At 32.5% G+C, this 25,294-nt stretch carries 30 protein-coding genes and 1 tRNA gene; 19 read left to right on the forward strand and 12 right to left on the reverse strand.

The features are described 5' to 3' along the window. Positions 1-10 precede the first annotated feature (10 nt). Positions 11-841 carry an ATP-binding cassette domain-containing protein gene (locus tag K5783_RS03430; protein ID WP_297472139.1) on the forward strand — a complete coding sequence of 277 codons (831 nt, stop codon included), beginning with the start codon at positions 11-13 and terminating at the stop codon, positions 839-841. Beyond that, positions 825-1,610 (forward strand): phosphonate ABC transporter, permease protein PhnE, encoded by a 786-nt coding sequence (gene phnE, locus K5783_RS03435; protein WP_297472140.1) that lies wholly within the window; start codon positions 825-827, stop codon positions 1,608-1,610. Before K5783_RS03430 ends, phnE begins: the two co-directional genes overlap by 17 nt. Before the next feature lie 15 nt (positions 1,611-1,625). Here the strand turns inward: phnE and K5783_RS03440 are convergent, their stop codons facing one another. Genes K5783_RS03440 through K5783_RS03450 form a run of 3 tightly spaced genes read right to left on the reverse strand, consistent with a single transcriptional unit; the run spans position 1,626 to position 3,126 of the window. Then, the gene (locus K5783_RS03440; protein WP_297472141.1) at positions 1,626-2,651 is read right to left on the reverse strand and encodes a formate--phosphoribosylaminoimidazolecarboxamide ligase; all 1,026 of its coding nucleotides are present in this window, start codon (positions 2,649-2,651) and stop codon (positions 1,626-1,628) included. A 28-nt stretch (positions 2,652-2,679) separates the two neighbouring features. Further along, complete coding sequence (locus tag K5783_RS03445; RefSeq protein WP_109877081.1) at positions 2,680-2,889, reverse strand: hypothetical protein; 210 nt, start codon at positions 2,887-2,889, stop codon at positions 2,680-2,682. Between the two features lie 51 nt (positions 2,890-2,940). Beyond that, a complete protein-coding gene (locus K5783_RS03450) occupies positions 2,941-3,126 on the reverse strand; it encodes a hypothetical protein (RefSeq protein WP_297472142.1) in 186 nt (61 codons plus the stop codon). A 103-nt stretch (positions 3,127-3,229) separates the two neighbouring features. Here K5783_RS03450 and aspS point away from each other — a divergent pair, with 103 nt between their 5' ends. The 7 genes from aspS (at position 3,230) to K5783_RS03485 (ending at position 11,321) form a co-directional block, all read left to right on the forward strand. Next, positions 3,230-4,540 carry an aspartate--tRNA(Asn) ligase gene (gene aspS / locus K5783_RS03455; protein ID WP_297472143.1) on the forward strand — a complete coding sequence of 437 codons (1,311 nt, stop codon included), beginning with the start codon at positions 3,230-3,232 and terminating at the stop codon, positions 4,538-4,540. A 9-nt stretch (positions 4,541-4,549) separates the two neighbouring features. Beyond that, a complete protein-coding gene (locus tag K5783_RS03460) occupies positions 4,550-4,819 on the forward strand; it encodes an aspartyl/glutamyl-tRNA amidotransferase subunit C (RefSeq protein WP_109877078.1) in 270 nt (89 codons plus the stop codon). Continuing rightward, on the forward strand, positions 4,816-6,261 hold the full coding sequence (gatA, locus tag K5783_RS03465) for an Asp-tRNA(Asn)/Glu-tRNA(Gln) amidotransferase subunit GatA (RefSeq protein ID WP_297472144.1): 1,446 nt from the start codon (positions 4,816-4,818) through the stop codon (positions 6,259-6,261). Before K5783_RS03460 ends, gatA begins: the two co-directional genes overlap by 4 nt. After that, positions 6,258-7,661 carry an Asp-tRNA(Asn)/Glu-tRNA(Gln) amidotransferase subunit GatB gene (gene gatB, locus K5783_RS03470; protein ID WP_297472145.1) on the forward strand — a complete coding sequence of 468 codons (1,404 nt, stop codon included), beginning with the start codon at positions 6,258-6,260 and terminating at the stop codon, positions 7,659-7,661. Before gatA ends, gatB begins: the two co-directional genes overlap by 4 nt. Then, positions 7,658-7,921, forward strand: coding sequence for a hypothetical protein (locus tag K5783_RS03475; RefSeq protein ID WP_297472146.1), 264 nt, complete (start codon positions 7,658-7,660; stop codon positions 7,919-7,921). The genes gatB and K5783_RS03475 overlap by 4 nt, the downstream gene beginning before the upstream one ends. 109 nt (positions 7,922-8,030) lie before the next feature. Then, positions 8,031-9,893 carry an AMP-binding protein gene (locus K5783_RS03480; protein WP_297472147.1) on the forward strand — a complete coding sequence of 621 codons (1,863 nt, stop codon included), beginning with the start codon at positions 8,031-8,033 and terminating at the stop codon, positions 9,891-9,893. A 69-nt stretch (positions 9,894-9,962) separates the two neighbouring features. After that, the gene (locus K5783_RS03485; protein ID WP_297472148.1) at positions 9,963-11,321 is read left to right on the forward strand and encodes a pyridoxal phosphate-dependent aminotransferase; all 1,359 of its coding nucleotides are present in this window, start codon (positions 9,963-9,965) and stop codon (positions 11,319-11,321) included. Here the strand turns inward: K5783_RS03485 and K5783_RS03490 are convergent. The 3 genes from K5783_RS03490 to K5783_RS03500 all read right to left on the reverse strand — a co-directional run bounded on the left by K5783_RS03490 (position 11,318) and on the right by K5783_RS03500 (position 13,532). Beyond that, on the reverse strand, positions 11,318-12,286 hold the full coding sequence (locus K5783_RS03490; protein WP_297472149.1) for an SHOCT domain-containing protein: 969 nt from the start codon (positions 12,284-12,286) through the stop codon (positions 11,318-11,320). The two genes, K5783_RS03485 and K5783_RS03490, sit on opposite strands and share 4 nt — an antisense overlap. A gap of 96 nt (positions 12,287-12,382) precedes the next feature. Further along, positions 12,383-12,757 (reverse strand): helix-turn-helix domain-containing protein, encoded by a 375-nt coding sequence (locus tag K5783_RS03495; protein WP_297472150.1) that lies wholly within the window; start codon positions 12,755-12,757, stop codon positions 12,383-12,385. 82 nt (positions 12,758-12,839) lie between these two features. Further along, a complete protein-coding gene (locus tag K5783_RS03500; protein ID WP_297472151.1) occupies positions 12,840-13,532 on the reverse strand; it encodes an A24 family peptidase C-terminal domain-containing protein in 693 nt (230 codons plus the stop codon). A 484-nt stretch (positions 13,533-14,016) separates the two neighbouring features. Here K5783_RS03500 and K5783_RS03505 point away from each other — a divergent pair, with 484 nt between their 5' ends. After that, complete coding sequence (locus tag K5783_RS03505) at positions 14,017-14,865, forward strand: TrmB family transcriptional regulator (RefSeq protein WP_297472152.1); 849 nt, start codon at positions 14,017-14,019, stop codon at positions 14,863-14,865. Between the two features lie 80 nt (positions 14,866-14,945). After that, complete coding sequence (locus K5783_RS03510) at positions 14,946-15,683, forward strand: ATPase domain-containing protein (protein WP_297472153.1); 738 nt, start codon at positions 14,946-14,948, stop codon at positions 15,681-15,683. Here the strand turns inward: K5783_RS03510 and K5783_RS03515 are convergent. Both K5783_RS03515 and K5783_RS03520 read right to left on the reverse strand, forming a co-directional pair. Beyond that, the gene (locus K5783_RS03515; protein WP_297472154.1) at positions 15,675-16,907 is read right to left on the reverse strand and encodes a TIGR00300 family protein; all 1,233 of its coding nucleotides are present in this window, start codon (positions 16,905-16,907) and stop codon (positions 15,675-15,677) included. The genes K5783_RS03510 and K5783_RS03515 overlap by 9 nt on opposite strands. A 57-nt stretch (positions 16,908-16,964) precedes the next feature. Further along, positions 16,965-17,312, reverse strand: a complete 348-nt coding sequence (locus tag K5783_RS03520; protein WP_297472155.1) for a hypothetical protein — start codon at positions 17,310-17,312, stop codon at positions 16,965-16,967. A 77-nt stretch (positions 17,313-17,389) separates the two neighbouring features. On the opposite strand from K5783_RS03520, the gene K5783_RS03525 reads away from it, so the two are divergent. Continuing rightward, a complete protein-coding gene (locus K5783_RS03525; protein ID WP_297472156.1) occupies positions 17,390-17,689 on the forward strand; it encodes a hypothetical protein in 300 nt (99 codons plus the stop codon). Here the strand turns inward: K5783_RS03525 and K5783_RS03530 are convergent. Further along, the gene (locus K5783_RS03530) at positions 17,686-17,910 is read right to left on the reverse strand and encodes a hydrolase (RefSeq protein ID WP_297472157.1); all 225 of its coding nucleotides are present in this window, start codon (positions 17,908-17,910) and stop codon (positions 17,686-17,688) included. The two genes, K5783_RS03525 and K5783_RS03530, sit on opposite strands and share 4 nt — an antisense overlap. Positions 17,911-17,917: 7 nt before the next feature. Next, positions 17,918-18,451 carry an HD family hydrolase gene (locus K5783_RS03535; protein ID WP_297472158.1) on the reverse strand — a complete coding sequence of 178 codons (534 nt, stop codon included), beginning with the start codon at positions 18,449-18,451 and terminating at the stop codon, positions 17,918-17,920. A gap of 87 nt (positions 18,452-18,538) precedes the next feature. Between K5783_RS03535 and K5783_RS03540 the strand changes: the two genes are divergently transcribed. Together K5783_RS03540 and K5783_RS03545 are read left to right on the forward strand one after the other, a co-directional pair. Next, a complete protein-coding gene (locus K5783_RS03540; protein ID WP_297472159.1) occupies positions 18,539-19,075 on the forward strand; it encodes a cob(I)yrinic acid a,c-diamide adenosyltransferase in 537 nt (178 codons plus the stop codon). A gap of 339 nt (positions 19,076-19,414) precedes the next feature. Beyond that, complete coding sequence (locus K5783_RS03545; RefSeq protein WP_297472160.1) at positions 19,415-20,545, forward strand: tetratricopeptide repeat protein; 1,131 nt, start codon at positions 19,415-19,417, stop codon at positions 20,543-20,545. Positions 20,546-20,658: 113 nt separating this feature from the next. Here K5783_RS03545 and corA read toward each other — a convergent pair whose 3' ends face one another. Then, on the reverse strand, positions 20,659-22,305 hold the full coding sequence (corA, locus tag K5783_RS03550; protein WP_297472161.1) for a magnesium/cobalt transporter CorA: 1,647 nt from the start codon (positions 22,303-22,305) through the stop codon (positions 20,659-20,661). 356 nt (positions 22,306-22,661) lie between these two features. Next, a complete protein-coding gene (locus tag K5783_RS03555) occupies positions 22,662-23,420 on the reverse strand; it encodes a winged helix-turn-helix domain-containing protein (protein WP_297472162.1) in 759 nt (252 codons plus the stop codon). Between the two features lie 92 nt (positions 23,421-23,512). Between K5783_RS03555 and K5783_RS03560 the strand changes: the two genes are divergently transcribed. The 5 genes from K5783_RS03560 (at position 23,513) to K5783_RS03580 (ending at position 25,289) form a co-directional block, all read left to right on the forward strand. Continuing rightward, positions 23,513-23,824 (forward strand): hypothetical protein, encoded by a 312-nt coding sequence (locus K5783_RS03560; protein WP_297472163.1) that lies wholly within the window; start codon positions 23,513-23,515, stop codon positions 23,822-23,824. A 449-nt stretch (positions 23,825-24,273) separates the two neighbouring features. Then, positions 24,274-24,347, forward strand: a tRNA-Phe gene (locus K5783_RS03565). Positions 24,348-24,530: 183 nt separating this feature from the next. After that, complete coding sequence (locus K5783_RS03570; protein ID WP_297472164.1) at positions 24,531-24,803, forward strand: hypothetical protein; 273 nt, start codon at positions 24,531-24,533, stop codon at positions 24,801-24,803. Positions 24,804-24,837: 34 nt separating this feature from the next. Then, positions 24,838-25,077 carry a hypothetical protein gene (locus K5783_RS03575; protein WP_297472165.1) on the forward strand — a complete coding sequence of 80 codons (240 nt, stop codon included), beginning with the start codon at positions 24,838-24,840 and terminating at the stop codon, positions 25,075-25,077. Continuing rightward, positions 25,071-25,289, forward strand: a complete 219-nt coding sequence (locus K5783_RS03580; protein ID WP_109877058.1) for an Lrp/AsnC ligand binding domain-containing protein — start codon at positions 25,071-25,073, stop codon at positions 25,287-25,289. Before K5783_RS03575 ends, K5783_RS03580 begins: the two co-directional genes overlap by 7 nt. The last annotated feature ends 5 nt before the right edge of the window (positions 25,290-25,294 follow it).

The following is a 25,294-nucleotide window of genomic DNA, read 5'->3' on the forward strand; positions in this document are numbered from 1 at the left end:
GCATCCTGAAATGAAACAAATTCAGATGACCAAAAACCCTTCTTTTTCCTTAATTTCCACAAAGAAAATCATTCAGATGAATAATGTGTCAACATCATATGATTCTAAAAATTTTGCGCTTGAAGGAATCAATCTTTCAATTGACAGAGGAGCAAATTATGCTATTGTAGGTCAATCAGGTTCAGGTAAATCCACATTACTCAAATTAATGAATGGCATGATGATTCCAAGTAAAGGTACTATCAAAATTGATTATATGACTCCAAACATGAATAATAAAAAATTCAAAAAAATGATGCATGGAATTGGATATATTCCTCAAAGTTTAGGATTAGTAAAAAATATCAGTGTCTTTGAAAACATCATGATTGGCGCATTACCTAGATTAAACAAAATTCAATCATTGTTCAAAAAATTCCCTGATGATGAGATTCAAGAAGCAATGAAAATAATTGCTCAAGTTGGATTGAGTGGAAAAGAAAACCGTAAAGCATACATGCTCAGTGGCGGAGAAAAAAGAAGAGTCGCCATTGCTCGTGCACTCATGCAAAAACCCACAATTTTGCTTGCAGATGAAATCGTTTCAGAATTAGATCATGTTACTTCACGTGAAATTATGGATTTAATTGCTGAAGCTCAAAAAAGAATGAATCTGACTGCAATTATGGTTCATCATGATATTCAACTTGCATTAAAATACGCAAATAGAGTGGCAGTAATTAAAAAAGGTCAGAAAATTCTGGAAATTGGTGTTGAAGGGGACACAATAGTTGATTTTCAAACAGGGGATATGAATACTGAGGAAATTATGGAGATGTATGCAAATGACACCAAAAAATAACATCATCATAGGAATTATTGTTGCATTACTTGTCGCCGCATCATACAATGTAGATGCAAACCCGATGGAGTTTGTTGATGGACTACCAAATCTTGTAATAATTATAGATGAAATGCTTCAAGTTGAACCAAAATACATCCCTACCGCTTTTTTGGCAATGTTTGAAACAATTCAAATGGCATTTATAGGAACCGTTGTAGGAGTTGCAATTGCATTACCTCTTAGTTTGTTAGCTGCACGAAATCTGAACAGTAAATTTGTTTATGCTCCTACACGTGCATTACTGGCAGCAACTAGAACATTTCCCTCTATTCTATGGGCACTTTTGTTTGTAATTATGGTGGGCTTGGGTCCTTTTGCAGGGGTATTGGCAATCATAATGTACACAGTAGGATTTATTGCCAAATTACAATACGAGGTAATTGAAACAATAGATTCTGATCCGATGGATGCAGTTAGTTCCATTGGCGTTTCAAAATTACAGCTTATTCGGTATGTGGTAATTCCTGAATCTGCATCTCATCTTTTAAGTCAAATCCTCTACATGTTTGATTACAATGTCCGTCAAACAAGCATTTTGGGATTAGTTGGTGCAGGAGGAATAGGATTTTACATTATAAATTATATTAAATTCTTTGAGTATGGAAAAGCAGCAATTTTCATGATTGTGGTATTAGTTACAGTGTTGATCATTGATTGGGTTAGTGTAAAGGTTCGAGACAAGTACATAATAAAATCGCAACATGGAATGGAAGTTACTATAAAATGATTATTAATTAATTTTTTATGTAGTGATTTTATCTAATTGATTTGTTTCCGCAGCTATCTTTATCTCTCTTGCTATTCTTCTGCCCATACTCATTGATTCATTAAACAAAAGGGAATAGTACGGTGAGCCATCCATATAGATATTAGTTCCTGCTACAATTCTTGCTGAAAATTCAAATGATGTAAATTTTGCATTTTCGTCATATACTCCTTCTATACAAAAAGGGCCATTCATTCCAGGGAATACTATTTTTTTAGACGCATCGACAAAATTCTCTCCCATATTGTAGACTTCTTCTAAAAGAGATTCTCTCAAAACCAGAGGACTGTTTCCAATTACGTTAAATGATGGAACTTTCTTTGATTTTAATTGCTGTTCGGAGGGGATTCTAGCTATGCCTTCAATATCTGATTCATGTCTTTGATCAACTCCAAAAAATTCCAACTCTTCATTTAATGGTGAATAAAAGAATTGTAAATATGCTAAAACCCCTGCAGCATATTCTTGAATGTAGAGTGTTTCTTCTTTTGAAATTATTCCATCTGCAATCAATTGATTTTTTTTTATGTTGTAATCTTCTTCGTTTGCTGCCATAAAGTATCCTTTGCCACCTGCAGCACCCTGTCTTTTGACAATTACTAATTTGTTAATGTCTTTAGGATTTGAGACTGGTTTTGGAACTGGAAGTTTTGCTTCCATCATGAGTTTTTCTTTCATCTCTCGATCTGATTCCCATCTTAGAATCCACTTGTTTCCAAAAACAGGCGTCTTGATTGATTCAATTTCTTCCGAATTCATTTGAGCAATTAATGTGCCATGAGGAATCAATATTGCCTTGTTTTCTTCAAGAATCGATTGACATTTTTGATCTAAAACTTCTTTAAAAGAATCTACGAGAATTAATTCATCAATAAATGGAAATCTTCGATATAGTTTTTCACGTTTCTTTTCACATATCAAAATACTTTTGATTCCCTCATCTTTAGCACCTTTGAGCACTTGCAAAGCACAATGAGATCCTAATGTTGCTATGGCTACCATTATGATATTTTCAATTAACTTTTGTACCTTATGAACTATGTGTGGACGTGACGAATTGGAATACTTCGTCTATTAGTTCTACACTTAATTCTGATTTTATATTTTCAGGCACTATTTTTAGAATGAAATCATACATTGTGGTGTTTTTTGGAAGGCTGTCTCTTTCCTGTAAAAGCGAAAAAACTGCAATTCCATTTGAAATGATGGCAATCATTTTTTCTTTATCAGTAAGAACCACAAATTGGTACAAAAACCATGGTAATTTAATGTAAATCTAATTTAACAAAAATTAGATGTGTGTTTTAATAATGATGGTGTTTTGAACTGTTTGCTCAATTCCAGAATTATTATTTAAAAGTTCAAATTCCACATTATGGCCTTTTGTTTCTTCTACTGGTTGCTGCATTGCATGATATCCTACATATACTGCAGTTATGATAAACATTGCAATTACGAGTCCCATTAGAATATTCATCTTATTTTGATGTGGAATTCCTGCCGGCTATAAGCATTATGAAAAATATGGATTTTTTTGTGTAAAAATTAATTACACCATCAAATATGCAATAAAGTAAATTATGATTGAAACTGAATTAGGAAAATTACGTAGATCTCATTATTCTGATGAAATCAACCCCTCTATGGATGGATCTCAAGTAACAATAATGGGATGGGTCTTGACAATTAGAGGTCATGGGAATATTAGTTTTGCAACAATTCGTGACAAAAATGGAGATATTTCAGTTGTGGCCAAGAAAGGAGACTGTTCTGATGAAATACGTGAAACTATTTCATCATTAAAATCTCATTCATCTATTGCCGTTACTGGAAACGTCAAAGCTTCAGAAAAATCTCCTAGTGGGTTTGAAATAATTCCAACAGAATTAAGAGTTTTTTCCAATGTTGAAAAGATTCCCCCTTTTGAACCCACTGCAAAAACAGTGAAAAATATTGATACTAGATTAGAGGTACGACCTATTGATCTTAGACGAAGTTCTTTACAACATATTTTCAAAACTAGAAGCTTAGTTTTAAAATCAATTCGAGATTATTTTAATGAGCAAAAATTTATTGAAATCAATACCCCTAAAATGATTGCAACAGCTACTGAAGGCGGTGCAGCATTATTTCCGATATTTTATTACAATAAAGAAGCATTTCTAGCTCAAAGTCCGCAATTATACAAAGAGCAATTAACGATGAGCTTTGAAAAAGTATTTGAAATTGCACCTATTTTTAGAGCAGAACCTTCTAGAACAAATCGTCATCTTGCTGAAGCAATATCTATCGATTTGGAAGAAGCATTTGTGGATTATAATGATGTGATGAATAGAATAGAAGAAATTATAAAAATTTCAATAATGTCTGTGAATAAATATGTCAATGAAAATGCAGATGTTGAATTTACAACACCTTCTATACCTGAAACCATACCACGGTATTCTTATGATGAATTAGTTGATAAAATGCAAAAAGCTGGAGCGAAAACTGAATGGGGGGATGACCTTTATCCTTCTAATCTAAAAAAGATTGGCCTGGACGGATTCTATTTTATAAAAGATTGGCCACTGGCACCAAAACCATTTTACGTAAAGGATAGTAAATCCAACCCTAAAGTTTCTGAATCTTTTGATTTAATGTTTGGTGATTTGGAATTATCCTCGGGCAGTACCAGAATTGAAAAAAGAGAAGAGTTAGCCGAGAGAATGAAGAACAAAGGGATGAACACTGATGCATTTGAATATCATTTGGGGGCATTTGATTATGGTGTTCCTCCTCACGCAGGTTGTGGGATAGGTCTTGAACGACTGATTATGGCACTTACAGGCACAGAAAACATTCGGGATGTAACATTTTATCCCAGAGACGTTGACAGATTAACACCGTAGGTGTATTGAATGGGTATAGAAGAAGAAATAGAACATGTTTCAAAATTAATGAAAATCGATATAGATGATCATAAAGAACATGTTGAAAAAGTACGTATGATGATCAGTTATTTTGATATTTTAGATTCTGCAGGCGTTGAATCTGAAGAAATATCTGTGCATGAAATATCCCTTTCAAATCTGAGAGATGATGAATATATTCCATTTAATGAAAAATTAATTGAACAGTTAAAACACTACAAGGGAACATATGTTCGCGCACCCAAGATGTCTTCATGAACCTAAAGATATCAGCTCTTGAATATATTCAGGAAGTAAAAAATGGAAATATTTCTGCAGAAGATTATGTTGCAAAAACCATAGAGCGTATACAAAGTGTTGATGATAAACTTCATGCATTCTTATCTGTAAATAATAATGCTGTTGATCAAGCAAGAGAAATTGACAAGAAAATAAAATCGGGTAAAAAGGTAGGAGATTGTTTTGGAATGCCTATTTCAATTAAAGATAATTTATGTATCAAGGGAAGCAAAACTACATGTGCATCAAAGATGCTTGAAGATTTTATCGCACCATATGATGCTACAGTAATTACAAAATTAAAAGAACAAGATGCAATATTTGTTGGAAAAGTTAACATGGATGAATTTGCAATGGGGCTTACAACAGAATTTAGCGCATATGGTCCTAGCAAAAATCCTTGGAATATAGAATATGTTCCCGGTGGTTCTTCTGGAGGTAGTGCAGTTTCAGTAAGTGCATTTGAATGTGTAGCTTCACTTGGTTCTGATACCGGAGGTTCTGTTAGAAATCCTGCAAGTTTTTGTTCGACTGTTGGTTACAAACCAACATATGGTTTGATTAGCAGATTTGGCCTAATTTCATATGCTAACAGTATTGAGCAAATAGGTCCTCTTACAAGAACTGTCAAAGACACTGCATTTATGCTAAATTTGATTTCTGGAATAGATCCTAATGACAATACTACTATTGATAATCACCAGGAAGACTATCTGTCAGGCATAGATTCTGGTATTGAAGGCAAGAAAATTGGCATTATTCAAGAAATGATAGGAGAAGGAATAGATCCATCAGTACTTCGTGCCACAAAAGAGGCAATATCTAAACTTGAAGGATTAGGAGCAATTTGTGAGAATGTGTCCCTTGACATGGTGAAATACTCCGTGGCTGCATATTACACCATCACTGCGACTGAAGCCGGAAGTAATCTTGCTAGATATGATAACTTGAGATATGGTTATGACTTTCCAGTTGAAGGATATGAATTCAATTCTTATATTTCAAAAGCAAGAAAAAACTTTGGTCCTGAAGTAACAAGAAGAATGATTCTTGGTGGGTTTGTGCCATCATCTGGACACGCCGGAAAATATTTTCTAAAGGCATTAAAAGTTAAAACTAAACTTACAAAAGAAATCAATGATGCATTTGAAAAATTTGATCTGTTAATTGCTCCAACTGTACCGATACTTCCATTCAAATTTGGTGAAAAAATTGATAATCCTATCTCGTTATTCTTAGTTGACATAAATACAATCACTGCAAATCTTACAGGTAAACCTGCAATTTCCGTCCCATTTTCTCATTCAAATGGATTACCAATTGGAATACAATTAATTGCAAATTCAAATCAGGACAAACTATTGCTTCAAGCTGCTTATGCCTTAGAACAAACTGTTACTTTGCCGGTGGTACCGCTATGATTGGATTAGAAATACATTGCCAATTAACGAATTTGCAAAGCAAATTGTTTTGTTCATGTAAAGCAAACTATCGTGAATTTGAAATAAATGAAAACATTTGTCCTATTTGTATTGGATTGCCGGGAAGTTTGCCTAGATTAAATAAAGAAGCCGTAAAAAAAGCAACAACTATTGCGATGGCATTAAGCTGTACCACTCCTGAAAAAATTGCTTTTTTTAGGAAAAATTATTTTTATCCGGATTTACCTAAAAACTTCCAAATAACTCAACTCAACATTTATGGAGATACAAGCGTTGGAGGACATGGTTCCATCACGGTAGGAAATAAAAAAATCAGAATCACTCGAATACAGTTAGAAGAAGATCCGGGCAGGCTCGTTTATGAGGGAAGCTCATCAAAAAATATGATCACACTTGTGGATTACAATCGTGCGGGTACGCCATTAGTTGAAATTGTAACAGAACCTGATTTTGAAACTCCAAAAGAAGTAAGAGACTTTCTAAACATATTGTCAGATTTGCTTGAAAATCTGGGAGTTTCAGATCCTAGTTTAGAAGGAGCAATGAGAGCAGATGCAAATGTTTCAATTAAAGGTGGCAAAAAAGTGGAAATAAAAAATATTGGTTCATTTCATGATTTAGAAAAAGCTGTTCATTTTGAAATCACCCGTCAAGAAAGTTTGAATTCCCGTGATATTCCCATCATTCAAGAAACACGCCATTGGGATGATAAGAGAAAAATTACTGTATCTGCACGTTCTAAAGAAGAAGAACATGATTATCGTTATTTTCTAGAAGGAGACATCCCGTGGATTAAAATCGATACTGCAATCTTGGAAGAATTGAAATCAGAAATGCCTGAAAGCATAATCTCTAAAAAAGAAAGATATGTTTCAAAATACAATATCCCTGCCCAGGTGGCAGATGTTTTATCTTCGGATAAATTTTATTCAGATTTATTTGAAAAAGCACATACCGAAAAAAATGCTAAAGAAATTGCAAATATTATCACTACTGATTTGATGGGGTTAGTAGATACAAGAGAGAAACGGGAATCATCAAAACTTACTTCAACACATTTACGAGAACTAGCAGATTCAATACAATCAGGTAAAATTTCAAGAAATTCTTCTAAAAACGCATTACAAGAAATTGTAAAAAGTGGAAAAGATTTATCTGTAATTATTTCAGAATTAGATCTTGGAAATGTTTCTGATGCTTCGGAATTGATTGCCATTATTCAACAGGTACTTTCTGAAGAGCCTCAAGCAATAGAACAAATAAAATTAAATCCTCAAGCAATTAATTTTCTCGTGGGAAAAGTAATGCAAAAAACAAAAGGGAAAGCAGATCCAATTTTGACATTGGATTTGTTGAAAAAACAAATTGGTAGTTCATGACAGAATTATCCTTGACAGATATTGAATTTATCAAAATTCTTGCAAATTCTGACGCATCCATCCTTCAAATCGGCATGAATAATGCAACTAGAAAGAGATTAGATGAGCAAATAGGCGTAATTTTGAGAGAATATTATCGGGAAAATACGATGAATCTAAAAACTGGATGGACTGAAAAGTTTCTAAAAGCAGGAATCAATGAAGATGATGGAAAATCGGCCCTGGCATGTGCTAGACGACTTGGATTGGACATATCATAAATCAAAAAATCTTTTTACATCCTTTTAGTTTTCATAAAATTGAGTATTGTCCAATTTTGAATTTACCCCAACTGAAAAACAAATTCGTGAATCAAATATTTTTCAATTCATGAAAAAACACAATATCTCTTCCTTAGACGATTTATCTCATAAGGCCAAAGATAATTTAGAGTGGTATTGGGAATCTGTTGATAAAGACATAGGAATTGTTTGGGATGAACCTTATACAAAAACTCTCGATATGTCAAAGGGTATTGCATGGTCGAAATGGTTTGTAGGTGGAAAAACAAACATTTACAAATCGTCCGTAGAAAAATTTGCAAAATCAAATCCACAAAAAATAGCATATTATTTTGAATCAGAAGATGGTCGAACATCAAAAATTACTTATTCAGAATTGGATTCTAAAGTATCTAAACTTGCTAATGCTCTAAAATCATTTGGCATAAAAAAAGGAGATGTTATTGCAATTTATCTTCCGATGATTGAAGAGGCAATACTGGCAATTCTTGCTGCTTCTAAGATTGGTGCAGTTCAAACAACTATTTTTTCAGGATACAGCTCACAATCATTACATGTACGTTTGCAAGATTGTAAGGCAAAAATTCTATTCGTTTCAGACGGATTTCATCGAAAAGGGAAACCCATTTCTCAAAAACAAATAATGGAAAATGCAGTAAAAAATACCAGTGTTGAAAAAATCATAGTTGTATCATACAAAGGGATTGACAAATATATTGAATCTGAAAATACTATTTCATTCAAAAAAATCGTGTCTGATAAGACGGACTTGTGTGATACTATGGTAATGGATTCAGAAGATCCTTTGTTTATATTATATACTTCAGGCACTACGGGTAATCCCAAAGGTGTAATTCACAGTCATGGAGGTTTCTCAGTATTTGCGGGTCATCAATCTGCCTATCTGATTGATACGCATGAAAATGATATTTTGTTTTGGCCTGCAGATATAGGCTGGATCACAGGTCTCGTATGGAATGTTTATGGACTTTTGATCATGGGGGCGAGTGCTGTAATTTATGACGGCGCACTTGATTTTCCAACATCTGATAGAATTTGGAAAATGATGTCAGATTACAATGCGACTATCTTTGGAATATCCCCAACTGCTGTTAGATTGTTTAAAAAAAATAATGTAGAACCGTTGAAATCACATTCATTAGATAAAATCAAAAATATTCCTACTACGGGTGAGCCTCTTGATGAAGATTCGTGGTGGTGGTTGTTTGAAAAAGTTGGCAATAAAAAAATTCCTATCATGAATTTATCTGGAGGAACTGAAATTGGTGGTGCAATGTTGTCAGTATTTCCAGGAATGAAATTAAAACCATCTAGTGTGGGAATTCCAGTTCCCGGAATGGATATTGATGTTTTTGATGACGATGGTAATTCTGTAAAGGGAGAAAACGGATATTTGGTTATCAAATCACCTTGGCCCGCAATGACTCGAGGTTTGTTAAATGATGATGTTAAATATCTTGAAACATACTGGTCTAGATTTGAAAATATCTGGTTTCATGGAGATTATGTCTATGTAGATGAAGATAATTTATGGTATATGCGTGGAAGAACCGATGATGTGATTAATGTATCTGGCCATCGTATGAGCACAGTGGAAATTGAACACACAGTAATCTCACATGATAATATTTCAGATGCGGCTTCAATTGCAATTCCGGACGAACTTACTGGGGAGGCCATCGTTGTATTCGTTGTTACAGATAAAACACCCAACATAGATTTCGAATCAGAAATTTCAAACTATATTTCTGAAAAAATAGGGAAAGTTGCAAAACCAAAATATATTTTCAGGTTAACTGAATTGCCAAAAACCAGAACAGGTAAAATTATGCGAAGACTGTTGAAATCAAAATTGTTGGGAAAGGAACTGGGAGATTTATCATCACTTGAAAATCCTCATGTTTTAGATGAAATTCGTGAATTAGGTTGATAAAATTCACACATTGATATTTTCTGATTAACGTTTTACACCTAAATCTGCATGTGAGAAAATTGATTATTGAAATTTGTAGTTGATCAGCAGGTTAAAGATATCGAGATGCCTGAAAATCTTAAATTAAACACATTTTTGCAGGAATTTCATTCTGATTGCCCTCATCCTGAATGCAGTTTTGGATTCTACGGTTTTGCTTTTGGACAATCGCCGTTCCCAGTACCTACATTAATCCAAGATGCATTAGTAAAAAATGCATGTAAGGGTGCATATGCACCGATATCAGGAATTCCAGAATTACGTGATGCCATATCGAAGTATAACAAACATTATTTTGGAATGGATGTCTCAACTGAACGAATTCATGTCGGTCCTGGAACAAAAGAATTGATCTTTAATTTATTGGAAATTTTGCATGGAACAGTAATTTTACCAACTCCTGCATGGCTAGGATATCTTCCACAAATTAGATATTTGAAGAAAAACTACCATATGTTACCAACTAGATCAAATAAAAAAATATCTCCTACATCTCTAAAAAAACTAGCTTTACGATTACATGATAGACAAAAGATTCTGATTCTAAATAATCCGAATAACCCTACTGGGTTACTTTATAATAAATTGGAACTGGAAGAAATTTCTGATGTGTGCAGAGAGCAAAATATCACGGTAATCTCTGACGAAATTTATGCACAAACAACATATGATTTTCCAAAATTTGTAAGCATGGGAAAAATTTACCCTGAAGGCACATTTGTAACAAACGGATTATCAAAATCTCATGCTGCAGGCGGATATCGTTTAGGCTATGTGATTTTTCCTCAAGATACAGTAGATCTGAGTACCCAATTCAAAAAAATTCTTGCTACCGAATACACTGCAGTTTCAACCCCTATTCAACATGCGGCAGTTGCAGGATTTGAAATAAGTAAAGAAATGGAAGAGTATTTTGAAGTTACTCGCAGCATTCATCAAATAATGGGAGAATACACATACAATGGATTATCTTCTATTAAGGGGGTGACAGCTACAAAACCCGATGCGACATTCTATCTTTTAGCAGATTTTAATTATTACGCAGCTGATTTGGAAAAATCAAAAATTCTTACATCTCAGAAATTATCTGAATCATTGATAGTACATCCCTACCATACAGCAATTGTGGGTGGAGATAGTCTAGTTTTGGAAAGAACTGATTTTAGTGCAAGAATTGCTTATGTGGATTATAATGGTTCAGAAGTGTATCAAAATTATCTTGATAACAAACCAAAATCTAATTCTGAAAAAATAGCCTTTGTAGAGCATAATGCTCCAAAAGTTGTTGCAGGAATTGAAATGATTAAAACATTTTTTGACAATATTCAAACAACATCTGTGAGAGATTCACAATCTCAAAAAAATTCTATGATGACTCCCAACTAATCTAATTTTGATATTATCTGGTCATATTCATCTAAAGTGATTTCCCCTTTGACCAGTCTAGTTTGAAGGATATCTTTTGGATTTAAACCAATTATTGGTTGAATAATTTTTTTTATTGTATTTTTATTGATTGAAATTTGTTTTGAATTGCCATCTACTTTTTTCTTGATTCCAATAACTGCTCCGAACAATATCCCCAATCCTGCAATAGCAAGAGAAACTTCTGCTATTTCCGAATTATTGCTAATTTGTTGTGAATCATGAACAATAGATGACGCTTCAGCTTCTGGTATAATTTTTTTATCTACGAATTCTTGTACTGTAGAATTGATTTTGTTTTCTTTCCCTACTGCCTCTTCAATAGTTAACCCAGGATAGTTTCTATCAAACCATGATTTGTATAAAGCCTCGGTATAATATCGATCAATGTAATGTTGTGGATCTTTGTTTGGGTCAACAAAATCTGCAATTTTAGATTCTTCAACACTTGCATCAATAAGGGGCGTATCATCTATGGTGTTTTTGTTTTCTTCTTCAACGGGTGATTCTTCTTCCACATCAATATTTTTTTTTGCATCCTCTAAAATTATTGGTATGCCGTTTAATGAAACGTTAAAACTTGTTGTGATGCCTTTTGTCATGTTAAGAATGAATGCAGTTGCATTATACACTCCGTGTTCAGAAAAATTGTCATCAATTTTTATAATTTTGTCAAATGAGTAATCATGATTTATTGATGCTTGTGTAAGTTGAATGAATTCATCATCATGATCACGAATAACAATTGTCACCAATCCCTTAGAATTCTTTTCAACATTTCCAGAAAATTTTATCTGATCTCCTTTGTAAACAGAATCTGGACTAACATTAATATCGGTAACTTCTGCAAATATGGGGGAAATTGTAATTGCAATCATTAATGTAATTATTCCTGACAAGTATTTGATACTCCCAAGTATTCTCATGAAAAATAGTATGTTTTTTTTAATTTAAAACGAACGTATTATTTATTCAGTTTTTTAATACGTAAAAGTTAAATGTAAAATTATTGTTTTTGAATTTTATTCCCATCTGCTATTAATTGTTAAATGATTTCTTCTTGTCTCGGATTCGATCTGTGCAATTTTATTTCTTATTTTATTCGATAGAATTTCTAATACTTCTTCTGTTCTAACGGCGTTAAATTTGGTCGGTTTACTAAAAGTGGAGAAAACAACTCCTTTTCGTTGCAATGTGGATAATAATCTGTATGTTTCTGTTCTTGGAATGTTCAGAATTTTTGATATATTTGAAGCTGTTTCAATGCCATTTTTATTTAAAAACAAGAAAATTTTTGTTTCTTCAACTGTAAAATAATAATCTATAATCATTAGATTTAGTTTGTTGATTGTATTTTCAATTCCTAAAGAGGAATGCGTTTTATTGGTATTAATCACATCCATTAAGAATGTATGAAGATTTTTTAGACATTAATGGAAGTATGTCATATTGTATTACATCATGTTTTATTCCTAAATATCACATTCCCAGAAATGTGCCTAGAAGTATGTCGCCAAAAAACAATTGAATTAGAAATCCTCCTGTGATTAATGGGAGGTAAGGGATTCCTGGAGTAATCCAAGTGTCGGGTTTAGTACAAAACTCGTGGTTTTCTGCATGATGTAATTTCAAATCTAACCTTTTTTTACCTTTTTTAGTTTTTTCTATTGAAAATCCAAATTTTGGATTTTTTGCTCTATACCCCATGAATATGGCAATAATTTTTTTTCCAGTTGTTTCATCAAATCCTTCAAAAATATTTTTCCCCTTTAGATGTGCTATCGTATTTCTCAAAACATTAACAATGAATGGAATAACAAACAATATGACTGCGTTGGATAACGTTGTAAATGGTGTGATTGGGTTTTCACTTAATGTTGCCATTGGCGCAATAATTGCTAATGCTATAAGTGCAAAAGCATCAGCACCACCAAATAGACCTATTCTCCACATCAAAATTACAATTGGCGCAATAATTAATGCAAACCCTAATGTAAATAAATCAGACATTAAATCAGGGCTTAAAAATATGAGTAAAAACCCTACAATGCCAAATACGATCCAATAGTAATCATGTATTTCTCTTTTCCAAACATCGATAATTGATGCAACCACTAACATTATCAAAGCTAGACCCATTCCTACAACATGATAGTCAGGGAGTAATTCCATCCATTAGATTTGCATATGATGAACTATATTTGAAATGAAATGAAAAAGTCTTTTCTTTTTGTCATATTTTTTAATGATTTTTTTAGTTAAACTATGGATTGATTTCAAGTGTCACTATAATTCCGTGTTAGGGGGGGAAACGTGTTGAATTATGGAGAATTTTTCTTATATGCTAATATGATATTACTAAAATTTGAGATAAAAGACACAAAAGTGAGATTGGAGTTATTTGTTATTTCATAAAATTCATGATATTTTTGTGTAACATTATATATGAATGCATTAGATAAATTCGGGCTAACAGATCAACTAAAAACCCATATTTTCCACAAAAATTAAGTGTATTTCTAAATTAAATCAATATTCATGCCTGGATATTTTTTATTTTGAGTTCAAAATAGATAAAAACGATCAAGCCGATCTAACAAATTTAGCTTTACTACAATATAGTTTAGTGTTTTCTTAATGAAGATCCTGAAAAAAGATGGTAAAAGATACTCAAGAATCCGTATTTGATTCCGTTCCCGATTCCAAAATGTATGAATACAAACTATCTGTTGAAAAAGTTCAAACGGAGTTACTTCAATATGGGTTGACTTCTAATCAAAGTAAAGTTTTCATCTATCTTGGAAAATATGGTTCCAAAACTGCGCCCGAAGTGTGCAAATCTCTAAAATTACCAAGAACAGAAACATATCATTTACTTTCTGCATTACAAAATAAAGGAATTGTTTCTGCAACTTTTCAACATCCAATACAATTCACGGCATTACCATTAAACAAAGCAATATGGATATTAGTTAACGCAGAAAAAGAACGAGTAAAATCTCTTGAAAGAATGGAGCAAGGGTTATCAAAATTATGGGACAATATACCTACGTTTAATTCAATAGATTCAGATGTGGAAGAAAAATTCCAGATGTTGCAGGGTTCTAACCAAATACATTCAAAAATTACTGAAATGACAGATAGTCATAATGATGAATTTTTGATTTTAGGATCTGAAAAAGATTATCTTAAATTATATCATGGAGATTTTCTTGAATCTTTTGTTAAGTCAAAACAAAAATTTAGATTGTTAAGCGGGTGTTCTGATAAAACTACATACATATTTGATGATTTAGAGAGAAAAAATATCAAAAAATTACATAACGACATAAAAAATCATCTGTGTTTTATCGTAAAAGATGACTTTGAAATGCTGTTTTTTACTAAAAATGCAATGTCTCCAGATGAACCATTTGCTATGTGGACAAACTCTAATTCAATGGTATATGCAATGAAATTACTATTTGAATCGTTGTGGTCAAATTCTAAAAACATTCATTTGTAAAAACAACATTCTTGTTTTTTGTAAGACTTAAACTAGTACCCTTCTTTATATAGAAAATTTACGTTATTTTCTTTATTGATATGGATGCGACATACTCTAAAGTAAAGACAGGGATTCCTGGATTAGATTCGGTGATTTCTGGAGGAATGAAGTCGGGGCGCTCTGTGACAGTTTCTGGTCCTGCAGGAAGCGGAAAAACAACATTTGGCCTACAATTTCTCCATTCTGGCGCTAAAGATTTCGATGAACCAGGAGTTTATGTAACCATGTCTCAAAATATCCGAGAGATTAAAGATGATTGCAAATCATACGGTTGGGATTTTGACAATCTCATTTCAGATGATAAAATTTTAATGGTTGACGCCAGACCCTTTAAAATTCAAGAGGAGTTAATTGGAAAAGATGATTCTCTTTATAGAGGAGAACAATTGCCGTTTGAACATTTGACAAAATTAATTCTAAGTAGTATTAAACGCATTGAAGCAAAAAGAGTTGTAATCGATTCTGTCACTATTTTATCAATTCAATATTCAGATAAATTTAGTATGAGGCAGGGATTGCAAGCAATGGTTCAGGCACTAGAAAATTTTGGTGTGACAAGTTTAATTTTATCTGAAAATTCAGATCATTCTGAAATTCCTTTGGAATGGTTTGTAACTTCGGGAATTATTCAACTACGTCATACACGAACAGGTGATACAATGGAAAGAACTATCCAAATTACAAAAATGAGAGGGATAAAACACAGTGAACAAATTCACCCAATTGAACTTGATGCTGACGGAATGCACTTATTGCATCCTCGATTATTACCTTAATTTTTTCTTTTTTCTAAGTTGATGTGCAACTAATGGCAGGAATGCACCAACATCAGAAACAATTCCTAAAGCTTGCCATGTTCCTCTATCCATGAGTTTTGTTACTGTAGGTTGATTGATATCCACTACTATGACCTTGACATTAGCTGGAAGCATGTTGCCAGTTGCAATGGAGTGAAGCATTGTTGAAATCATGATAACCATGCTTGCATCTCTTACAATTTTTTTATACTCTCTTTGAGCTTGAGCAACATCTGTAATGACATCGGGTAAAGGTCCATCATCACGAATGGAACCTGCAAGTACAAAAGGAACTTTGTTTTTTATACATTCGTACATTATTCCTTTTTTCAATTTCTTAGTTTTCACCATATTTGCAATAGAACCTGCTTTGAATACGGCATTGATTGTATCCATATGGTTTCTATGTCCATGATATGCCAAAGTAGCATTGTGTACATTCATTCCCAAAGACGTTCCTAATGTTGCATATTCAATATCATGAACTGCTAGAGCGTTTCCCGCCAATACCCCGTCAATATAGCCTAATCTTATTAATTCAGATACTGAATCATCGGCACCAGTGTGTACAATTGCAGGACCGCCTACTATGACAATTTTTCCACCATTCTTTTTGGTTTCATAGATATCATCTGCAACTTGTTTTGCAATGTGTTGTGTTGGTCTTTCACTAGAGCTTGAACTTCCCATGAATTCAAAAACATTGACTCCTTCTCTTGGACGTTCAGGAGGTGTAATTTTGATTCCTTCTTCTCCAACAATTATCTGATCCCCTTTTTTTACATCTCTAACTGGAACGCAAAACGCTCTATTTCGTTTAACTACAATGCATTTATCCATCATCATATTTTCTACTTGAATCCATCTTTTTTTATAGAAAACTTGCGTGTGGTTGTTTGTTGTACTGTAAAAATCATCAGGCATCACATAATTCTTTGGAGATTTTTTTAATGTAATTTCTTTTTGTATTTTGGATACTGCACCTAAACGATAAACTGTCTCTAAAATTTCATCTAAATGTTTTTGATTTTTACCTTTAACTAATAATCTGACATATGATTGATCTTTTTTTCTTTTACCAATGTTGATTTCTTCTACTTGAAATTCTCCATGCAAATCCATAATCTTATCAAAGATCTTAGTTAGAATTGATGAATCAATTAAATGACCACTAACTTCAATTTCTTGAGAAAATTTGCTCATTTTATATCACTCAGTATAATGATAACTAAAGGTTACGTTTTTCTTTATCGGTAATGATCATACCGGCAGAATCACCTTTCCTTCAAATTTTGGTATATTATCTGCCTTGAATACTTTCTCCAAATTTTCTTTTTGTTTAGGAGTTACCCCTTGAACAATTGTTTTAGAAGAACCTGTTTTGTCAACTAATGCTAGAATATAACCACTGTTATCAGTTAAAACAAATCCTGCAGATTCATCTACAAATGCATATAGATTTTCTTCTCCAACAGGTTGCCAAATATTTGAAGTTGTACTTGCCAAGGCCAATGCAGGCATAGCACGTCCGTCTGTTAATGTATTTAGATACGCTCTTGCTTCTGCGACTCTTTTTTGTCCTAATTTTAATGCCTGAAAATATTGCATGTTCTCAAATTATTGAGTTGCTATAAAAACAATTTCGCTACAAAAGATAGTTATAGAATCCTAGTTATTTTGCTAATATGCCATTGACAAATAATGTCATCATAAAATTAAATGAAATAACTACAATGATTGAAGACAAATCAAAATTGTCCGAATCGGATATTTCAGTGATTAAATCTATTTTTCAAAATCTTGTTGAGAATAATGAGAGATATGATGTTGATGAAATTGAATTTTGGTTTGAGAATGAAGGTAGTTGGACTAAAAAAGAATCAAGAATACGGATTGCTAATCTTTCAAGTTATGTTCAAGACAAATACCAACAGACAGCACATCTAAGAATTATCTCTGATGATGACTGTGGTTGTGGAAATTAAATTTCTAACTGTTCTAGCAGTCTTCCAACAATTTTGGCGTTTTCGGATCTTTCATTTAAAATTTGTTTAAGACGGGTTTCATCTTTAATTTCTTCAGAGATGATTTTAAAATATTCGTCATCAAGATCGTTGTTTGATTGTAATCTCTTTATCACTTCAAACAAAATTCCAATAACTTGTTTTTGAGCATCAATTAATTCATCCTTATTTTTTTCAGACATTTTCTAATTAATTCTCGTCCACAATCTTTGTAAATAATTCTTTCAGAGTTGGATCAACAATGTCTTTTTTTGCATATTCAAAAAACGAGTTCAATTTATCTTTTGAGTGACCCTCTTTTTGATATATTTTGGCTTGAAGTGTCATTTCTAATCGGTCTATCTGATGAACTAACATAGATTCTTTAGATATGTCATCTTGGTATTCTTTCCAAATTTCTGAATAATTGAATTTAATATTTTCAGGTAATTTTTCTATAATTTCATTGAATGCATTATTTTCTAACTCTTTTTTATTTTCTTTGCTTAGTTGATCTGGTGTATAGTCTCCAATTCTTGCTTCAGCCAAGTCATGAAGTAAAACCATTTTGAGTATTTTTTCTGTATCGTAATTTTTCAAGTCAGATAATACCATACCCATAATTGCCATTGAATACGTGTGATCTGCAACTGATTCCGAATCATCTATCGAAAGTTTGTCAATCCATCCCTGTCTTGAAATTTTTTTAAGATTTGCTGCAGTTTTTAAGAAATCTACTATCATGATAAAATGAAATAATTGTTTTCTCCTAATGAATTTTCATATTTTATTTTCGAATCACATAATAGGTCATTCTGAGATGAAAAACTATTGAAAATTTACACAAAGACTGGAGATGATGGAAATACAGGTCTTCAAGGAAATTTTCGAATATCAAAGTCTCATCCAAGAATAATTGCATATGGTGCTGTGGATGAAGTCAATGCCGCATTAGGAATAGTTTTGACAAACATTCTAGATGACGATATAGGAAAACTTTTGACAAAAATCCAAAATGATTTATTTCTGGTAGGAGCCGATCTTTCAAACCCCAATCTAAATGATGTTAAAAATAGAGTTACACTAGAAATGATTCAAAATTTAGAACGCTCAATTGATAAATTTGAATCCGAACTGCCTCCTTTAACCAATTTTATTTTACCTGGAGGAAGTATTGCGAGTGCACAATTACATTATGCAAGAACAATTGTGCGAAGGGCCGAAACTCAAATAGTCCAATTAAGTGAAAAAGATGAAATTAATTCAAATTGTATCATATATCTTAATAGATTATCTGATTTATTTTTTGTAATGGGACGATTAATCAATAAGCGAAAAGGTAAAGACGACATTCTCTGGAAGATCTAAAAAGATAAACTTTCGCAGACGTTTTCTAACAAAGATTAATCAGGTCATTCTGGAAAAGTTGTAAAAACCGCATTAAAGGATATCTAGTGAACTGAAATTATCGTAAAAAGATTTGAGTCTTTATGTGATTGAATCTAAAATAACCTAACTTTAAAATAAATAACTTGAATTGATTGAATCTAAGAGTTACGGTTCGTATTTGTCGTAACAAGGTTTGTAGGTAGATCTAATTAGAGAAATCCATATAAAATGAAAACCCTATAACCCAAGAATTTAATTAAAAAACACAGATAAGTGGAATGAGGTAACTGAGCTTGATAATGTATGGGATTGGATTTGATGATTAAAAAATATTTATTTTTATTATTTTCTATTGGATTTTTTATTCCAATTGCATATGCACAAACAGTTGATGAAACAACATTATTAGAAAATGCTAAAAAATTTCTTATGGATAAACAATATGATGATGCAATTATTGAATTAGATAAAATTTTAGCAGGAGATCCAGAAAATGTCAACGCATTAATTGAAAAAGGACATATTCGTCTAATTCAGGGAAAATATGTAAAAGCATTTCAAAATTTTGAAAAGGCCTTGCAATTTGAACCTAAAAACATCCTTGCATTAAATGGTCAAGGGACCGCACAATACCATCTTAAACAATATGAAGATGCCTTGGATTCTTTTAATTCTGTTTTGAAAGTAGATAAAGATAATACTGTTGCACTTGTTGGAAACGGGAACATACTACTCAAAGAACAACAATACGATAATGCCATGTTATTTTTTAATATAGTGTTAGAACGAGAGCCCAATAACATTTCTGCAATGATTGCTAAAGCAAGTGCATTATCTGGTATTAATCAATATGATAAATCCCTTGAGTTACTTGATAAAATACTTCAATTAGATTCAGACAATATCTTTGCATTAAATGAGAAAGGTCAAGTGTATTTGGAGATAGAAGAATATGCATTGGCACGAGATGTTTTTACTGATCTGATGGAAATCAACGAAAATGACATTCAGGTACTGCTTGGGATGGCAGAGTTGAATTTCCTAGAAAATAAAAACATCAAAGCGGAGCAACTTTATGACAAAGCGTTGTTATTGGATCCAGATAATGTGGAAGGCTTGCTAGGAAAAGCCAATGTTTTAGAAAACCTAGGACGGTATGATGACGCATTAAGATATTTTGATGAAGCCTTGGAAGTAGATCCTGATAATTTGGAGGCATCAAATGGAAAAGATTCTATTTTAGAACACGAAGTAAATGCCTCATTGGATTTGATCTTGATAATTACAATTATCGGTAGTGTTACATCAGTTTTTTCTTTTATTGTAGTGATGATCAAAATTAAAGAAAATAAAAAATTACAAGAACGAGTACTTATTGCCGATGAACAGATTGAAGATATGGTTGATAAATTCATGAAAAGACAGAAAAAAATAGAAAAATCACCATAATTGATTTCATACATAATAACCAATCGCGGGGTTCAATGATAAGCAATGTTATTCCATAAACTGAGATTTAAGAAATAAAGAATATGAAGATAATAATATTTTTTATGGCATCCTTAAAGCCATTTCTTTCGTTTAAACCACAATATCATCATACCAGAAACAACAGCCATTCCGGTTAACATGGAAAAATAGCTTCCTTCCCATTGTAATTCTGGAACATATACAAAATTGGTACCATAGATACTAGCTATGAATGTAATGGGTATGAAAATAGATGCAATTATTGTAAGTGTCTTCATCACCTCATTCGTACGGTTACTAACACTGGACAGATATGTGTCAAGCATGCCTCCAATCACATCTCGTAATCCTTCGATAGTATCAATTACCTGAATTACATGATTGTAAACATCTCTCAAATAAGTTCTAGTATTATCTAAAATCAATATTGTAGAATCCCTCACTAGGAAATCAATAATTTCACGAGCAGGCCAGATTGATTTTCTCAAAGATATCATTCGACGTTTCAATGTTTGAATTGTCTGCATAGTTTCTGCAGTAGGATTTTGCATCAATTCTTCTTCTAATTCTTCAGTAATATCGCCAATTTTTTCTATAACAAGGAAATAACTATCAATAATTGCATCAATAATTGCATATGCAAGATAGTCACTTTTGAGATTCCTAATTGTACCTGTTTTACTTCTAAGTCTTTTTCTAATTTGATCAAAAAAATCAGCCTCAATTTCTTGAAATGTCACTACATGATCCTTTGCAAGAATTATTGAAATTTGCTCCAATTCTAGCTTTCCTGTTTCGCTTATGTAGTGAGGCATCTTCAACATGATCATAATGTAATTGTCAGAAATTTCAATTGAGGGTCTTAATTCGGTATTCATAATATTTGCCTGATGAAGAGGATGAATTTCAAAACTATTTCCAAACGCTTCAATTATTTTAGGATCATGTATGCCGATTACATTTATCCATGAAACATTTGGCTTGTCTTTGGATTCTAAACATTCTTCAATTTTTACATCACTTTTTTCTGTAATTGTTTCAGGATCATATTCCACTATGTCTATTCTGACATTTTCTACTCTTTGTTGTCCAACATGAATAAGCGCGCCAGGACTGTGTCCAATTGTATCTGCTAATGATGTTTTCTGAGTCATTGTTTTGTTGAGAATTTTTGAAATTTTTGTAATATCTTGCAGTCCGATATCTTTTGTCATTTCTTTAACTTTTGATGTCTTGCCAGCTACACCCACAATAATGAATCCTGCAACTATTGAAAAGATAATGCTGATTACTAATGGGACAAAATCACCCACAATTGCTGCCTGATAAATTGCCTCTACATCAGTTGCAGTCCCAGATTTTATAATTAATCCAATTATAGAATCTAGTAAGAAGAACAAGAAAGAAATCAAAGCACCAATAATTATTGCTGTGACTATAGTGATTCTTGGTGGAACTTCAATATTTTTTTCATCCTTGTAAGGAGATAGATATTTTTTATATCTAATTATCATTAGTGCCATAACTGTGATTATAATTGTAGAAATTATCCACCATGCTACTAGCCAAGGACCCTGTTGTGAATCTATTTGTTCAACTCCAGATATAAGATCTTGAATGTTGCCAGTTAACGGTAACGAAAGTAATGATGTGGCTATTCCAATGACAATTTGATACAAAAAAGCAAAAGTGAAACCATAAACCAACCTATTGATAATTATTCCTATTTTATTTCTCAAGTTTCACCCACCATTTTTCTAATAGATGGAGAATAAAAAAATTATTCATGTTTGAGTCCATGGAAATTATTTATCTCGGATAACATCTGATCTGCAAAGTATCCCTATAATGTAACAGTATCTATTTTTTACATATTTCATGATTATTTTTAGAACCTTTGAAGAAAAATTGTTCGTCTGAACTGAAACTAAGATGGACCCTACGGAGACATTTGGATGCTGTTGCAGTTCATTTATGTTTGAAAAAGAATATCATACAATAAGAGTTGAATGTGAAAATACTATATTTGAAACAATGTGAATATTACAATTCACATAACAGATTGGTTCAGAATTTGTAAAATAATTTGTAGATTTTAGTTTTGAGCAGAATCTAGAATGTTTTTTTGAAAATTCCCAATTACTCGATTAAAAACCACAAATGATAATGCAGCACCGATTCCTGCAAATGCAAGCATTGCAATGGTAAAATCAGAACCTGTAAAATCTAACAAACTGGAATATGGATCAAAATAAGGGGTTCCAGAACCTGCACTTGGATTTGAGACTACGGAATCCACCTTTGTTTTTGCCATATATAGTGATTCATCAACAGAATTGACCAGTCCAGTTCCAGAAATCTTTACAGGCAAACTAAAATCAGAATACCAATTTTTTATAGGATTAAGAAGGCTGCTTTCTGCTGTAACCATAACTAATGAAAGTGCAGTTATTGCTGAAACAATTCCCATTCCAAAGAATTTAGAAATAGAATTAAAGGATCGAATCAACAATTTACTTTGTTTTGTTTTCTCAGTAATCTTTGATGGAGTTATTATTATTGCAAGATTGGATGTTTTGTAATAATTCATGTTTCGTGCTTTGCAGTTTTTTTCAATCTTGGAAATTTGTATCAATCCAATCTGTTGCATTTTATCCAAATAATACTTTACAAGCTGCAGAGACATGTTTGTTTTTTGTGCAATTTCGTTTGCAGTCAATTCATTATAAAATAACAAATTCAAAATTTCTATGCTGGATTTGTTGGAGATAATTTTGGCTAAAATTTTTAATTTTTCATCATCCAAAGAAAAAATATTTACAGAATTACCTGCATGTAAATTGTCATTGCTCATAGACAACATATCATATGACAACATAGTATGTAAGTATTAGTGAAATAATAATTTCATCAAACGCTTTATGTGAATTTCACGTAGTTGTATCAATGAGTGAAAAGAAAACAATCATTGTAGCAGGAGTGATGTTGAGCCTTTTGATATTGCCTTCTGCCAGCCTTGCATTCGCACAATACATTCCAAGTCAGGGGCAAACTGGGCTTGATGACTTGATGAAACTCTCACAGGAACGAGTTAGAATGGCCAAAGAAAATCCACATACAGGCTCTGGAACCCCCATGTTTGCATTAGATGGAGTTCTAGGAGCACTGCTTTTATCCACTGGTGTGTTTGGTGGAATTGCCACTGCATTTTTTGTCAAAGGTCGCAAGGGAAAATATGCCGCAATGGGAAGGGGATGAAAATTCTCTTTTCTATTTTTTATGTAAGAATTCAATATCGCCTCGTTTTTGCACATACTCAATTTAATTAACTATTTTTTGCATGTATGAACAGTAATCATGACTTAATGAGATTTGGTATTTTTGAGATCCTTTATCTTTGGGAAAAGATATAAGAAATATTTGTTCAAACGAACGCATATTTTAGATGTTTATTCAAAAGGACAACCATTTTGACAAATCAAATTAATTTCTAAAAAATAGTGTGTTGAAAAATATTTTCTTAGTAAGATTTGTTGACAGTCACATGTGTCAACAAATAAGCATCGTTTTTCAATGACGGGACAATGTTGGCAGAAAACACAAGATCATTGAAAGTTACCTATCTTGAAGGTTTTAAGAAAGTACTAATCACTGATCGAGGTAAGAAGACAAACTTTAATTCCTCAACTGATTGCATTTTTCTAAGTGCCAGGGTAGCTCAGCCTGGGAGAGCACTCGGCTGAAGACCGGGCTGTCGCGCGTTCAAATCCCGCCCCTGGCATCGTATTATGTTCTGTATGGATTTCAATGAATAATATTTTCAATTATTTTTATCAAAATTGAGTGATTTTCACATCGTCAAAATAATCCAAAAATTACTTTTGATTTAATTTCTATAATTATGAACGATATACAATCATACAAAATCTTTAAAAACAAGGCAAACTCTTGTTTTTCGACATTCATGGCTGAAAAAAAGGCTACCAAAAAAGCTACAAAAAAAGAGACTAAAAAAATACCTTCTAAGAAAACTAAATCTAAAACTACAAAGATAGTAAAAACATCAAAACCCAAAACAAAAATCACAAAATCAAAGAGTAAAAAATCTAAAGAAGAACCCATTAGCGATATGGGCATTGTCATAGTTGATGACCATATTGAAATTGATCAAGAAAAAGTCAATGAAGAAAGACGGGCATACCTAGAAGAAGCAAGATCTCAAGAAGCCTTCGACTAGGAATCTTTATCCGATCCCATCACATATACAACATATGCGTGCATTGTGTCTTATTACAGTAAAACCAGGTAAAGTAGATACTGTTGTTGAAATTTTAAAGAAAAAACGAAAGATTGTCAAACAAATCATGGTCGTTACAGGCAGAGCAGACATTAGTGTAATTTTACAGGGCAATATTGACGAAATTAATGGAATGGTAATTGATTTTAAAAAAATTAAAGATATTGTTACGACTGAGACATTAATTGAAGTGGAGGTTAATTTAGGATGGTAAGAGCAATAATTTTGGTAAAATCCCCAAAAAAGCTCATTGCGGCCAGACTTCGAAAAATATCCTCTGTTTCAGATTCGTTCCCTACAAGCGGTCAATTTGACGCAGTTGCCATAATTGATGTTAAACAACTCAGTCAGATTAAAGACGTGGCCACTCTTATTCAGAAAATTAGCGGAGTAGAAAGAACTGAAACCATGGTTGAAGTCCAATAAAAAGG

The sequence above is a fragment of the Nitrosopumilus sp. genome, assembly GCF_025699125.1.
Lineage (GTDB): Archaea > Thermoproteota > Nitrososphaeria > Nitrososphaerales > Nitrosopumilaceae > Nitrosopumilus.

Bases quoted from the DNA above. Each gene is read 5' to 3' on its own strand.
- K5783_RS03430 (WP_297472139.1), top strand. From the start codon at position 11: ATGAAACAAATTCAGATGACCAAAAACCCTTCTTTTTCCTTAATTTCC.
- phnE (WP_297472140.1), top strand. From the start codon at position 825: ATGACACCAAAAAATAACATCATCATAGGAATTATTGTTGCATTACTT.
- K5783_RS03440 (WP_297472141.1), bottom strand. From the start codon at position 2,651: ATGGTAGCCATAGCAACATTAGGATCTCATTGTGCTTTGCAAGTGCTC.
- K5783_RS03450 (WP_297472142.1), bottom strand. From the start codon at position 3,126: ATGAATATTCTAATGGGACTCGTAATTGCAATGTTTATCATAACTGCA.
- aspS (WP_297472143.1), top strand. From the start codon at position 3,230: ATGATTGAAACTGAATTAGGAAAATTACGTAGATCTCATTATTCTGAT.
- K5783_RS03460 (WP_109877078.1), top strand. From the start codon at position 4,550: ATGGGTATAGAAGAAGAAATAGAACATGTTTCAAAATTAATGAAAATC.
- gatA (WP_297472144.1), top strand. From the start codon at position 4,816: ATGAACCTAAAGATATCAGCTCTTGAATATATTCAGGAAGTAAAAAAT.
- gatB (WP_297472145.1), top strand. From the start codon at position 6,258: ATGATTGGATTAGAAATACATTGCCAATTAACGAATTTGCAAAGCAAA.
- K5783_RS03475 (WP_297472146.1), top strand. From the start codon at position 7,658: ATGACAGAATTATCCTTGACAGATATTGAATTTATCAAAATTCTTGCA.
- K5783_RS03480 (WP_297472147.1), top strand. From the start codon at position 8,031: ATGAAAAAACACAATATCTCTTCCTTAGACGATTTATCTCATAAGGCC.
- K5783_RS03490 (WP_297472149.1), bottom strand. From the start codon at position 12,286: ATGAGAATACTTGGGAGTATCAAATACTTGTCAGGAATAATTACATTA.
- K5783_RS03500 (WP_297472151.1), bottom strand. From the start codon at position 13,532: ATGGAATTACTCCCTGACTATCATGTTGTAGGAATGGGTCTAGCTTTG.
- K5783_RS03505 (WP_297472152.1), top strand. From the start codon at position 14,017: ATGGTAAAAGATACTCAAGAATCCGTATTTGATTCCGTTCCCGATTCC.
- K5783_RS03510 (WP_297472153.1), top strand. From the start codon at position 14,946: ATGGATGCGACATACTCTAAAGTAAAGACAGGGATTCCTGGATTAGAT.
- K5783_RS03515 (WP_297472154.1), bottom strand. From the start codon at position 16,907: ATGAGCAAATTTTCTCAAGAAATTGAAGTTAGTGGTCATTTAATTGAT.
- K5783_RS03520 (WP_297472155.1), bottom strand. From the start codon at position 17,312: ATGCAATATTTTCAGGCATTAAAATTAGGACAAAAAAGAGTCGCAGAA.
- K5783_RS03525 (WP_297472156.1), top strand. From the start codon at position 17,390: ATGCCATTGACAAATAATGTCATCATAAAATTAAATGAAATAACTACA.
- K5783_RS03530 (WP_297472157.1), bottom strand. From the start codon at position 17,910: ATGTCTGAAAAAAATAAGGATGAATTAATTGATGCTCAAAAACAAGTT.
- K5783_RS03535 (WP_297472158.1), bottom strand. From the start codon at position 18,451: ATGATAGTAGATTTCTTAAAAACTGCAGCAAATCTTAAAAAAATTTCA.
- K5783_RS03545 (WP_297472160.1), top strand. From the start codon at position 19,415: ATGATTAAAAAATATTTATTTTTATTATTTTCTATTGGATTTTTTATT.
- K5783_RS03555 (WP_297472162.1), bottom strand. From the start codon at position 23,420: ATGAGCAATGACAATTTACATGCAGGTAATTCTGTAAATATTTTTTCT.
- K5783_RS03560 (WP_297472163.1), top strand. From the start codon at position 23,513: ATGAGTGAAAAGAAAACAATCATTGTAGCAGGAGTGATGTTGAGCCTT.
- K5783_RS03570 (WP_297472164.1), top strand. From the start codon at position 24,531: ATGGCTGAAAAAAAGGCTACCAAAAAAGCTACAAAAAAAGAGACTAAA.
- K5783_RS03575 (WP_297472165.1), top strand. From the start codon at position 24,838: ATGCGTGCATTGTGTCTTATTACAGTAAAACCAGGTAAAGTAGATACT.
- K5783_RS03580 (WP_109877058.1), top strand. From the start codon at position 25,071: ATGGTAAGAGCAATAATTTTGGTAAAATCCCCAAAAAAGCTCATTGCG.